The sequence below is a fragment of the Nocardioides sp. genome (assembly GCF_036493135.1).
Taxonomy (GTDB): Bacteria; Actinomycetota; Actinomycetes; order Propionibacteriales; family Nocardioidaceae; genus Nocardioides.
On the sequence record NZ_DASXQG010000020.1, the window covers coordinates 1 to 11,711 of the forward strand.

Genomic DNA, 11,711 nt, shown 5'->3' on the forward strand with positions numbered 1-11,711 from the left:
CACATTTCAAGATAAGGTTTCCCACCCACAAGATGGGGTAAGGCCACCCGCAGACCACGGGATTGATAGGCCGGAGGTGTACAGCAGCAATGCCCAGCCGACCGGTACTAATAGGCCGAGGGCTTGTCACCCACACCCACCCACAAACCACCACGCGTCCACTACCCAGAATCTGAACCAACAAACCCACCCCCACCAAAAAACGGGGGACACGGGCCACACAAAACAACAACGGTTCACAACGTTACGGCGGCCACAGCGGCAGGGAAACACCCGGACCCATCCCGAACCCGGAAGTTAAGCCAGCCAGCGCCAATGGTACTGCACCCGACAGGATGTGGGAGAGTAGGACGCCGCCGAACATACTTCCGAAAGGGGCCACCACACGGTGGCCCCTTTCGTCATTTCGGAGCATTCTTCCGAGCATTCAGCGATGAGGTCTCGAGCCCGGTTTGCATCAACAGGACCAGTTCCGGTGGTGCCTGTCCACAGGCTCGTTCGGGGTCGGGCCTCATCGTCGGAGGCCGCCCCGAGGCTGGCTGGCCAGGAGGTGATCTGCGATGTCTACGCAGGAGAGTCAGGACCACGACGAGGTCAACGAGGTGACCCTGGTGGGCCGGTTGTCCCAGCCGGCGGAGGAACAGGTGCTGCCCAGCGGGTCGGAGCTGTGGAAGTTCCGGGTGATCGTGGGGCGGCCACCCTCGCCGGCGTCCCGGGTGACCGTGGACGCGCTGGACTGCGTGGTCTGGTCCAAACGTCCGGCGCGCTCGGTCGCCAAGTGGGCGAGCGGCGACCTGGTGGAGGTCAAGGGCAGCTTGAGGCGACGATTCTTCTCGCCGGCGGGTGGCGGCCGCGTGTCGCGGTGCGAGGTCGAGGTGGCCTCGGCTCGGCTCATTCGTCGAGCAGACGGATGAACGAACCCAGGCTCGGTTTCGGCTGGAACGACGTGGCCTTCTCCGGGAGCAGGACACCCGTGCGCACGACGTCGACGACGAGATCGAGGTCGACGGCCGGCATCAGGGCCGCGGTGACCCGACCGGGGCGTGTTTCCTCGAGCGCCTCGGCCACCGAGTGCGCGAAGCCGACACGTGAGGGTCGCTTCGGAAGGCCGGCCAGTAGGAACTCGTCGACGAGCTGCACCATCGCGGTGCCCTCCGGGACGTCGATGCGCGCGGTGGCCCAACGGTGGCCGTCGGTCAGCACGACCGTGTCCGGTGCCAGGGCCGCCATGGCCTCGGTCCCGTCGATGTGGTGCACCTCGGCACCTGCACCGGCGGCCGCCGCCATCAGGTCTGCGATCTTCGTGCCGTGCAGGAGTCGGTGGATCGCGCCGAGGAACAACGGCGTCTCGTCCTGGTCGATCACCATGGCAAGGCCACGGTGATGGGCGTCCGCCGGCTCCCGGGCGTTCAGCCCGACGTAGGCGGCGTAGCGGTGGTGGCCGTCGGCCACCAGCAACCGGGCATCGGCCAGCCCGGCCCCGATCACCTCGAGCTGGTGGGGGTCGGTGATCGCCCAGATCCGGTGCTCCTGTCCGGCGTAGTCGACGTACTCCCGTTCCGGTGTGCCGGTGCGCACCTTCCGGCTCACCTCACGGATCGCGGCCGGGCCACGATGGACCAGAAGGATCGGCGCCGGGTTGATCCGCATGGTCCCCATCCGGCTCGCCAGCTCGGTGACCTGTTTGGGGTGGACGCCCTCGTGGGGGAAGACCTGGCGCTCGCGAGGCGAGGACGCCAGTCGCGAGAGGTCGAGACATCCGACGAGCCCGCGCATCGTCAGTCCGGAGTCGGAGTACTCGTGGAGGTACACCGCGGGCTCGTCGTCCCGAGTGGCCAGTCCACGCTTGCACCACGTCTCCAAGCGCTGGGGGACCCCACGGTAGGGTCGCGCGAAGACACGCGCCGACGCCGGATCCCCGACGCGCCGCGGAGCCAGCTGCACGGCCCGAAAGGGCGCCAGCTGGAGCGGGCCGGCGACATACGGCGGGACCGTGGGGAGACCGGACTCCATCGGTGCATCGTAGGGGCTACGACCAAGGAGCTGGACGGTGGCTGGACCTCGCGGCGAGAGCCTGGGGACGTCGTACGACCTCTTGATGTTCGATCTCGACGGAGTGGTCTACGTCGACGGCCACGCGGTGGAGCACGCGGCCGAGAGCATCGCTCTCGCTCGGGAGGGCGGCGCCCACATCGCGTTCATCACCAACAACGCGTCGCGGACTCCCGAGCAGGTGGCAGCGCACCTCGGGGAGCTGGGGGTGGCCGCGAGCCCCGGCGACGTCGTCACGTCCTCGCAGGCGGCAGCGCGGCTGTTGGTGACCGCGCACGGCGAGGGGGCGCCGATCGCCGTGCTGGGCACCGACGGCCTGGTCGGCGCCCTGCACGAGGCCGGGTTGGAGCCGGTCCAGGTCGGGGACCCACGGGCGGTCGCGGTCGTCTCCGGATACGCGCCGGACGTGCGGTGGCGGGTGATCATGCAGGCCGCAACTCTCATCCGGAACGGTCTGCCGTGGGTGGCCACCAACACCGACCTGACGTTGCCGACCGACGACGGGCTGGCCCCGGGACACGGTCTGCTGGTCCGACTGATCAGCGAATTCGCCGAGGTGACGCCGCAGGTGGCCGGCAAGCCCGAGCGGCCGCTGCTGGACGAGACGCGGCGGCGGGTCGAGGGCGAACGCCCGCTCATGGTCGGCGACCGCCTCGACACCGACATCGCGGGCGCCCACGAGGCCGAGGTCGACTCGCTGCTCGTGATGACCGGCGTCAGCACCCTGCGGGACCTGCTCGCGGCCGGCCCCGAGGAGCGCCCGACCTGGCTCGGCGGGGACTTGACGGCTCTGTCCCGGCCCGGTTGCGCAGCCCACGGCGAGGACGGCCGGTGGCGGGCGGGACCGTGGACCGCAGGGGTGGACGACGGGCGGCTGGTCGCCACCGGGTCCGGGAGCGAGCCGGCGGACGCGGACGCGTGGTGGACGACGGTCGCGGCAGCCGGGTGGGACCATCTCGACCGCACCGGCTCGCCGGCGGACCCGGGCGACCTGACCGGTCCCGGCTGAGCGGCGCGGCCGGGGTAGCCTGCCGGCATGACGGAGCAGGTGCCGCCGACCGGCCACCGGGGCGACGAGCCCGAGGAGCAGTCGGAGACCGCCGACGAACCGACCGCCACGGGAGTGCCGGCGGTGGACGAGGTGCTGTCCGAGGTCGATGGTCTCGACGACCTGCCGCTGGAGGAACATCTGCCCACCTTCGAGCGGGTACACGAGTCGTTGCGCGCGGCTCTCGACGCTCCATCCGCCGACCAGCCGGGCGACCCGGCCTGACAGTGGCGCCGCGACGCCTGCGGCTCGACGCAGAGCTCGTCCGTCGAGGTCTCGCTCGCTCCCGCGACCACGCTGCCGAGCTGATCGCCGACGGACGGGTGTCGGTTGCCGGAGCACGGGCGACCAAGCCCGCCACCGCGGTGACCACCGACGTCGCCCTGGTCGTGGCGGCCGACCCGGCGATTACAGGCGGGGAGGAGTACGTCTCGCGCGGCGGTCACAAGCTGGCCGGCGCGCTCGCCGCATTCGAGCCGCGGGGCCTGGTCGTGGCCGGACGCCGGTGCCTCGACGCCGGTGCCTCGACGGGCGGCTTCACCGACGTGCTGCTCCGGCACGGTGCTCGTGAGGTGGTGGCGGTGGACGTCGGGTACGGACAGCTGGCGTGGCGGCTACGGCAGGACGAGCGCGTGACCGTGCACGACCGCACGAACATCCGTGACCTCGATCGGGTGACCGTGGGTCGGCCGGTGGACGTCGTCGTGGGCGACCTGTCGTTCATCTCCTTGACGCTCGTGCTCGACCCACTGGTCGGGGTGACCGCGGAGGACGGCGATCTCGTGCTGATGGTGAAGCCGCAGTTCGAGGTGGGCAGGTCCCGGGTCGGCAGGGGCGGCGTGGTGCGAGACGTCGGACTCCGAGCGGACGCGGTCGAGTCGGTGGCGTCGGCGGGGGCGGCGCGTGGGTGGGGCGCTCGGGCCGTGACCGTGAGTCCGTTGCCGGGCCCGTCGGGCAATGTCGAGTTCTTCCTGTGGCTGCGCCTGGGTCCGGCGCTGGTCGATCGGCTCGCCATCGACGCGGTGGTGTCGGCCGGTCTCACGGGGGTGCCGGATGAGAAGGTGGACGAATGACCGACCAGCGCCGCGTGCTGCTGCTCGCGCACCCGGGTCGGGCCGAGGCGCGCGACGTGGCCTCCCAGCTCGTCGACGCGCTGAGCGAGCACGGGATGCAGGTTCGGATGCTGCCGGACGAGGCGGCCGCCCTCGGACTCGCGGACAACGCCCACGTCCAGCTGGCGGGCGAGGACGACCCGAGCGCCGACTGCGAGCTCGTCGTGGTCATCGGTGGCGACGGGACCATCCTGCGCGCCGCTGAGCTCGCGCACGAGAGCGGGACGCCGCTGCTCGGGGTGAACCTGGGGCATGTCGGCTTCCTTGCGGAGGCGGAGTACGACGACGTCTCGGCGACGATCGACGCGATCGTGGAGCGGCGCTACACCGCCGAGGACCGGCTCACGATCGACGTCTCGGTGTTCCGCGACGGTGAGCTGGTGACCAGGACCTTCGCGCTGAACGAAGCCAGCGTGGAGAAGGCCGCACGCGAGCGCATGCTCGAGGTCGTGGTCGAGGTCGACGGGCGTCCCCTCTCGCGCTGGGGTTGCGACGGCGTGGTGTGCGCCACGCCGACCGGTTCCACGGCGTACAACTTCAGCGCGGGCGGCCCCGTGGTGTGGCCCGGCGTCGAGGCGCTGCTCATGGTCCCGATCAGCGCGCACGCGCTCTTCGCGCGGCCCCTCGTGGTCGCGCCCACGTCCGTGCTCGCCATCGAGGTGATCGCGCCCAGCGAAGCGGCCGGCGTGGTCTGGTGCGACGGGCGCCGTACCGTCGACCTGCCGAGGGGAGCGCGGATCGAGGTACGCCGCGGCGAGCGGCCGGTGCGGCTGGTCAGGCTGCACGAGGCTCCGTTCACCGACCGGCTGGTCGCGAAGTTCGGGCTCTCGGTCGAGGGCTGGCGCGGTGCGGGCGAGCGCCGGCGGCGCGGTGAGTCCGGTGCTTGAGGAGCTGCGCATCACGGGCCTCGGCGTGATCGACTCCGCGACCCTGGAGCTCGGCCCGGGACTGACGGTGATCACCGGTGAGACCGGCGCGGGCAAGACGATGGTGGTCACGGCTCTCGGCCTGCTGCTCGGCGGCCGGGCCGACAGCGGCGCGGTCCGCGTGGGCAGCAAGAGCGCCCGCGTCGAGGGCTCGCTCCGGGTGTCCGACCTGCCCGACGTGGCCGAGGCCGTGGAGGCGGCCGGCGGTGAGATCGAGGGCGAGCATGTGCTGCTCGCACGCAACGTCTCGGCGGAGGGGCGATCCCGAGCGTTCGTGGGTGGCGCGTCGGTGCCGGTCTCCCAGCTCGCCGACGTCGCGGAGCCGCTCGTCGCCGTGCACGGCCAGTCCGACCAGCACCGGCTTCTCCAGCCGCGTGCGCAGAGGGACGCCCTGGATGCGTTCGGCGGCGAGAACACGACGCGGCTGCTGGCGGACTACCGCACCCTCTATACGGACCTGCGAGAGACCGAGCGCGAGCTCGCGGAGGTGGTGGCGAGCGCGCGCGAACGGGCCCGCGAGGCCGACCTGCTGCGGTTCGGGCTGGGTGAGATCGAAGCGGTCGCTCCGCAACCGGGCGAGGACCTGTCGCTGGCGGATGAGGAACGACGTCTCGGGCACGCGGACACGCTTCGAACGGCTGCCGAGTCGGCGCGCGAGGCCCTCTCCTCCGACGAGGGCAACCCGGACGCGCTCGCCGCGGTGGCCGCGGCGCGGACCCTCCTGGACGGCGTCCGCGAGCACGACCTCGCCACGGGTGAGCTGGCCGACCGGGTCGCCGAGATCACGTACCTGCTGTCCGACGTCGCAGCAGACGTCGCGTCGTACGCCGACGGGCTCGAGACCGACCCGTCCCGGCTGGCCGCCGTCTCGGAGCGGCGGGCGGCGCTGACCACGCTCACCCGCAAGTACGGCGAGACGGCCGAGGAGGTGCTCGCCTGGGCGGCGGCGTCCGCAGGGCGACTCGCCGAGCTGGACGACACCGACGACCGGATCACGCGCCTGCGTGAGAAGGGTGACGACCTGCGCGCACGGCTCGGCCCGGCTGCCGCCGAGCTGTCCGCCGCGCGCACGGCCAGCGCCGCCACGCTCTCGGCCGAGCTGACCGGTGAGCTCGACTCGCTGGCGATGCCGCACGCCGTGCTGGATATCGAGGTGCGGCAGACGCCCGCCGACGACGGGCTGGAGATCGGGGGTGAGCGGGTGAGGTTCGGGTCGTCCGGGGTGGACGAGGTCGAGTTCCTGCTCTCCGCCGACACCGGGTCCGAACCCCGGCCGCTGGGCAAGGGCGCGTCGGGCGGCGAGCTGTCGCGGGTGATGCTGGCCTTGGAGGTCGCCCTGGCCGGGACGAGCCCGGTGCCGACGTTCGTCTTCGACGAGGTCGACAGCGGCGTCGGCGGCAAGGCCGCGGTCGAGGTCGGCCGGAGGCTCGCGAGCCTGGCGGCGACCGCCCAGGTCCTGGTCGTCACCCACCTCCCGCAGGTGGCGGCGTTCGCCGACCGTCACGTCGTGGTCGAGAAGGCCAGCGACGGATCCGTGACGACGTCCGGGCTCACCGCGCTGGACGGTGCTGGTCGGGAGCGTGAGCTGTCCCGGATGTTCGCCGGCATGGAGGAGTCCGAGACCGCGCTGGCGCACGCCCGTGAGCTGCTGGAGTCCGCCGGACACGCCTCCGGCTGAGCCCGACGCGCCCGGGCGCGGCCTGCCGGATCAAGGGCCGGCCGGCTGACAGGATGACTCGGTGGTGAAGCTCAGGACACGTCTGCAGGCCGACGTCGGCGTGGCCGGCACCGCTCGTACCGATCGTCGTACCAGTGCTCTTCTCTCTCGGATCGGCCGGGGAGACATCGCCGTCCTCGACCAGGTCGACCTGGACAGTCCGACCGCCGAGGCGCTGGTCGAGGCCGGAGTCGCCGCCGTCGTGAACCGCGCGCAGATGATCTCGGGGCGGTTCCCCAACCGCGGTCCCCAGCTCCTCGTCGATGCCGGCATCCCGATGGTCGACCAGGCCGACGGCACCGGAGGCCGTGACCTGTTGTCCGCCGTCGCGGACGGGCGACGGGTCGTGCTGCGGGGGGGCACGCTGCTGATCGGCGAGCAGGTGGTCGCCGAGGGGCGGGCGCTGACTCCCGACGACGTGATCCACCAGCTGGCCGAAGCGGAGTCCGGACTGACCAGCCAGCTCGACACGCTCACGCACAACAGCGCGGAGTTCCTGCGGCGCGAGGAGGCGCTGATCCTCCACGGCGAGGGGATACCCCGGGTACGCACGCGGCTGCGTGGCCGCCCGGTCGTCGTGGTCGGCCAGGGACCCGACGACGCCGCAGAGCTACGTCGCCTCCGCCGCTACCTGCACGAGGTCAAGCCGGTCGTGATCGCGACCGGCGACGGGCTCGCGGTGACCGGAGCGGCCGGGCTCAGCCCCGACGTGGTCGTGCTGGATGCGCGCACCGAGGACCTACCGCCCGCGAAGTCTCTCCGTGCGTGCCGAGACGTCGTGGTCACCGAGGCTCGCGGCGGCGTGCGTTCCGGTGCCGGCTCCGACCGGTTCGAGCGGGTGGGCGTGCGCGCGATCGCGATGCAGACCACGGCGACACCCGCCGACGCCGCGCTCCTGCTGGCCGACGCGGGCGGCGCCGTTCCGATCATCGGGGTCGGGCTGCGGGGCACGGTGGAGGAGTTCCTCGACGGCACGCGCGACGGCCTGGGCAGCGGCTACGTCACCAGGCTCAAGGTCGGTCCCCGCCTCGTCGACGCGACCGCTGTCCCGATGCTCTACTCCGGTCAGCTCCGCGCACGCCACGCCTACCTCGTCCTGCTGATCGGGTTGATCGTGGTCGCCGCGGCGATCGCGACCACCGATGTCGGCCACCAGTGGGCGCTCGACCTGCGTGACCAGCTCGACCAGGTCCTCGGGGGAAGGCTCTCGTGATCCGTCATCGTTCGTACGCCGTACCGCTCACCGCCGTCCTCCTGGCACTGGCAACGGGCGTCGCGCTCGGGGCCGGTCCGCTGACCGACACCGGGTCCAGCGCCTCGCCCGGCCCGCGGGTGGTCACCGAGTCGCCGGACGCCACGTACACGGACGCGTTCGCCGCGACCGTCGCCGGCCGGCTCTACGACCACGGGCTCTCCCGGCGCCCGGTCGCGCTGGTCACGATGCCGGGGGCCGACCCGGCCACCGTCGCCGCACTCACGTCCCAGGTGAAGGCCGCCGGGGGGCAGCTGACCGCGACCTACGCGATCCAGAGCCAGCTGGTCGACGCCGGGCAGAAGAGCCTGGTCGACACTCTCGGCATCCAGCTCGCCCAGCAGGTCAAGGGCCAGACCGACCCGAAGGCCACGACGTACCCCCGCATCGGGCAGCTGGTCGCGATCGCGGTCGCCAACCGAGGCAGCGCTGGCGCCCCCGCGGGGGACGACGCGGCGGCCGTGCGACAGAGCCTCGTGGCCGCGAAGCTCCTCAGCGTCCCGACGGGCAACCCACAGACCGCTCCGCTGGTCCTGGTCGTCCTCGGGTCGCCCCTCGACCAGGCCATCGCCGACGGCGTGGTCACCGGCCTCGGTGCCCGGTCACGCGGAGTCGTCGCCGTCGCGCCGACCAAGGACCCGAACCTCGTCGGTCTCGCCGCAGACGGCGTCACCCGGTACGTGACCACCGTCGACGGCAGCGAGACCAGCGCCGGGAGGGTGGCCGCCGTGCTGGGGCTCGTGCGGGCCTGGAGCACCCGGGGCGGGGCGTTCGGGGCGTCGGGTGCGGATGGCGCGGTCCCCCTCGGGTAGGATGGAACCCCGTGAAGCAGGCGCCCGTCACCAAGCACGTGTTCGTCACCGGGGGCGTCGCCTCCTCGCTCGGCAAGGGGCTCACCGCCTCGAGCCTGGGCCGACTTCTCAGCTCGCGGGGTCTCCGCGTGACGATGCAGAAGCTCGACCCCTACCTGAACGTCGACCCCGGCACGATGAACCCGTTCCAGCACGGCGAGGTGTTCGTCACCGACGACGGGGCTGAGACCGACCTCGACATCGGGCACTACGAGCGGTTCCTCGACCGCGAGCTCAACCAGCGCGCCAACGTCACGACCGGCCAGGTCTACTCGAGCGTGATCGCGAAGGAGCGCCGCGGGGACTACCTCGGCGACACGGTCCAGGTGATCCCGCACATCACCGACGAGATCAAGTCGCGCATCCGGGCCATGGCCGACCCCGACACCGAGGGTGGCGAGCGCCCTGACGTCGTGATCACCGAGATCGGCGGCACCGTCGGCGACATCGAGTCTCTGCCGTTCCTCGAGGCCGCGCGGCAGGTGCGCCAGGACATCGGCCGGGACAACTGCTTCTTCCTGCACGTCTCGCTGGTCCCCTACATCGGCCCGTCCGGCGAGCTGAAGACCAAGCCGACCCAGCACTCCGTGGCCGCCCTGCGCTCTATCGGCATCCAGCCCGACGCCATCGTCTGCCGCGCCGACCGGGAGATCCCGGAGGGCATCAAGAAGAAGATCTCCTCGATGTGCGACGTCGACCAGGACGCCGTCGTGACGGCCGCGGACGCACCTTCCATCTACGACATCCCGAAGGTGCTCCACCGCGAGGGCCTCGACGCGTACGTCGTACGCCGGCTCGACCTGCCGTTCCGCGACGTCGACTGGACGACCTGGGACGACCTGCTCCGCAAGGTGCATCACCCCCAGGAGGAGGTCACGGTCGCCCTGGTCGGCAAGTACATCGACCTGCACGACGCCTACCTCTCGGTGGCCGAGGCACTCAAGGCGGGTGGCTTCGCCCACGAGTCGGCCGTCCGCATCCGCTGGGTGCCGGCCGACGAGTGCGCGGAGCAGTCCGGTGCCCATCGCGAGCTGCACGACGTCGACGCGATCTGCGTGCCGGGCGGCTTCGGCGTGCGTGGGCTCGACGGCAAGATCGGTGCACTCACCTACGCCCGGACCCACGGCATCCCCACCCTCGGCCTGTGCCTGGGCCTGCAGTGCATGGTGATCGAGTACGCCCGCAACGTCGCGGGCCTCGAGAAGGCCGACTCGACCGAGTTCGACACCGACTGCCCCGAGCCGGTGATCGCGACCATGGAGGAGCAGAAGTCCTACGTCGAGGGCGCGGGCGACCTCGGCGGGACGATGCGGCTCGGGCTGTACCCGGCCGAGCTGATGCCCGGCTCGATCGTGCGTCAGGCGTACGGCGACGCCCGGATCGAGGAGCGCCACCGCCACCGGTACGAGGTGAACAACCACTACCGCGAGCAGCTCGCCGCCGCCGGACTCGTGTTCTCCGGCACCAATCCCGACCTCGAGCTGGTCGAGTTCGTGGAGCTGGCGCGCGACGTCCACCCGTACTACGTCTCGACACAGGCCCACCCCGAGCTCCGGTCGCGCCCGACGCGGCCGCACCCGCTGTTCGCGGGGCTGATCGGGGCGGCCATCGAGCGCCAGAAGGCCGAGCGGTTCCCGATCGACGAGTCGAAGCTGCGCCGCGAGCCCGAGGACGACCCGACGTCGCCGGCGTACGCCTGACCCCGCATCCGGAGGACCCTGGCGCCCGGTAGTCCCGCCGAGGATGATCGCGCCATGTCAGAACGAGCGCAGCTGCGCGCCATGGTCACGGGTTACCGGCTGTCCGCGGCCCTCGACGTGGCGGCCGACCTCGGGATCTCCGACGAGCTCGTCGACGGCCCACGCACCGCTGCTGATCTCGCGCGGTGCGTGGGAGCCGACCCCGACACCCTGCACCGGCTCCTGCATGCGCTAGGCACGGTCGGGGTTTACGAGGAACGTCCCGATGGCTCCTTCGCGAACACCGAGCTGGGCGAAGGTCTGCGCTCGGACGTCCCCGACAGCATCCGCCCGCTGGCGCGGACCCTGAACAGCCCCGCGCTCTGGGCCGCGTGGGGGCACCTCGGTCACAGCGTGCGCACCGGCGAGAACGCGTTCCAGGCAAAGCACGGGGTGGACGCCTGGACCCGGCGCCGGAACCACCCGGAGGAGAACGCGATCTTCAACCAGAACATGACGGTGCAGACCACCGCGATCGCGACCGCGGTGGCGGAGGCCTACGACTTCGCGGACATGTCCACGGTCGTGGACGTGGGCGGGGGACAGGGGAGCCTGCTCGAGGCCGTGCTCACCCGTCACCCCCAGCTCACGGGCACGGTGTTCGACCAGGAGCACGTGGTCGCGACCGAGCCCTCCTCGCCGGCACTGGCGCCGCGCTGGGCATCGGCGAGCGGCAGCTTCTTCGACGACGTGCCGCAAGCCGATGCGCTGGTCCTGAAGTCGGTCCTGCACGACTGGCCCGACGACCGGTGTGTCGACATCCTCCGGGTCTGTGCCCACAACCTTCGCCCGGGGGGCGCCGTACTCGTGGTCGAGAGGCTGTTGGGCCGTGCCGGGTTCGAGGTCGAGGCGGCGTTCTCCGACCTGAACATGCTGGTGATGCCTGGCGGACGCGAGCGCTCCGAGCAGGAGTACGCCGTGCTGTTCGACGCCGCCGGGCTGCGGCTCACCGGCGTGGTCGACACGGCCTCGCAGATGTCGATCGTCGAGGCCCGGGCCGCAACCGGCTGACGG

General features: G+C 71.8%; 11 protein-coding genes and 2 rRNA genes. 12 read left to right on the top strand and 1 reads right to left on the bottom strand.

All coding sequences use genetic code 11. The features are described 5' to 3' along the window. The 3 genes from VGJ24_RS03300 to VGJ24_RS03310 form a co-directional block, all read left to right on the top strand. Window positions 1-131: ribosomal RNA gene (locus VGJ24_RS03300) — 23S ribosomal RNA — on the top strand; the annotation flags it as partial. Window positions 132-245: 114 nt separating this feature from the next. Then, a 5S ribosomal RNA gene (gene rrf / locus VGJ24_RS03305) occupies window positions 246-362 on the top strand. A 198-nt stretch (window positions 363-560) separates the two neighbouring features. Further along, entirely contained in the window at window positions 561-914 is a 354-nt protein-coding gene (locus tag VGJ24_RS03310; RefSeq protein ID WP_331499066.1) for a single-stranded DNA-binding protein, read from the top strand. Here VGJ24_RS03310 and VGJ24_RS03315 read toward each other — a convergent pair. Next, window positions 892-2,013 (bottom strand): DUF1015 family protein, encoded by a 1,122-nt coding sequence (locus VGJ24_RS03315; RefSeq protein WP_331499067.1) that lies wholly within the window; start codon window positions 2,011-2,013, stop codon window positions 892-894. The genes VGJ24_RS03310 and VGJ24_RS03315 overlap by 23 nt on opposite strands. Window positions 2,014-2,050: 37 nt before the next feature. Between VGJ24_RS03315 and VGJ24_RS03320 the strand changes: the two genes are divergently transcribed. From VGJ24_RS03320 to VGJ24_RS03360, 9 genes are all read left to right on the top strand, one after another. Further along, window positions 2,051-3,061, top strand: a complete 1,011-nt coding sequence (locus tag VGJ24_RS03320; RefSeq protein WP_331499068.1) for an HAD-IIA family hydrolase — start codon at window positions 2,051-2,053, stop codon at window positions 3,059-3,061. Between the two features lie 27 nt (window positions 3,062-3,088). Further along, window positions 3,089-3,325 carry a hypothetical protein gene (locus tag VGJ24_RS03325; protein ID WP_331499069.1) on the top strand — a complete coding sequence of 79 codons (237 nt, stop codon included), beginning with the start codon at window positions 3,089-3,091 and terminating at the stop codon, window positions 3,323-3,325. 2 nt (window positions 3,326-3,327) lie between these two features. Next, the gene (locus VGJ24_RS03330; RefSeq protein WP_331499070.1) at window positions 3,328-4,173 is read left to right on the top strand and encodes a TlyA family RNA methyltransferase; all 846 of its coding nucleotides are present in this window, start codon (window positions 3,328-3,330) and stop codon (window positions 4,171-4,173) included. Then, a complete protein-coding gene (locus VGJ24_RS03335; RefSeq protein WP_331499071.1) occupies window positions 4,170-5,099 on the top strand; it encodes an NAD kinase in 930 nt (309 codons plus the stop codon). The genes VGJ24_RS03330 and VGJ24_RS03335 overlap by 4 nt, the downstream gene beginning before the upstream one ends. Continuing rightward, window positions 5,092-6,816: a DNA repair protein RecN gene (recN, locus tag VGJ24_RS03340; protein WP_414691036.1), complete on the top strand. Its 1,725-nt coding sequence runs from the start codon at window positions 5,092-5,094 to the stop codon at window positions 6,814-6,816. The genes VGJ24_RS03335 and recN overlap by 8 nt, the downstream gene beginning before the upstream one ends. A 61-nt stretch (window positions 6,817-6,877) precedes the next feature. Further along, entirely contained in the window at window positions 6,878-8,068 is a 1,191-nt protein-coding gene (gene steA / locus VGJ24_RS03345; RefSeq protein ID WP_331499073.1) for a putative cytokinetic ring protein SteA, read from the top strand. Then, window positions 8,065-8,919, top strand: a complete 855-nt coding sequence (locus VGJ24_RS03350; protein WP_331499074.1) for a copper transporter — start codon at window positions 8,065-8,067, stop codon at window positions 8,917-8,919. The genes steA and VGJ24_RS03350 overlap by 4 nt, the downstream gene beginning before the upstream one ends. Window positions 8,920-8,930: 11 nt before the next feature. Beyond that, window positions 8,931-10,658 (top strand): CTP synthase, encoded by a 1,728-nt coding sequence (locus VGJ24_RS03355; protein WP_331499075.1) that lies wholly within the window; start codon window positions 8,931-8,933, stop codon window positions 10,656-10,658. A gap of 54 nt (window positions 10,659-10,712) precedes the next feature. Beyond that, window positions 10,713-11,708 (top strand): methyltransferase, encoded by a 996-nt coding sequence (locus tag VGJ24_RS03360; protein WP_331499076.1) that lies wholly within the window; start codon window positions 10,713-10,715, stop codon window positions 11,706-11,708. Window positions 11,709-11,711: the final 3 nt, after the last annotated feature.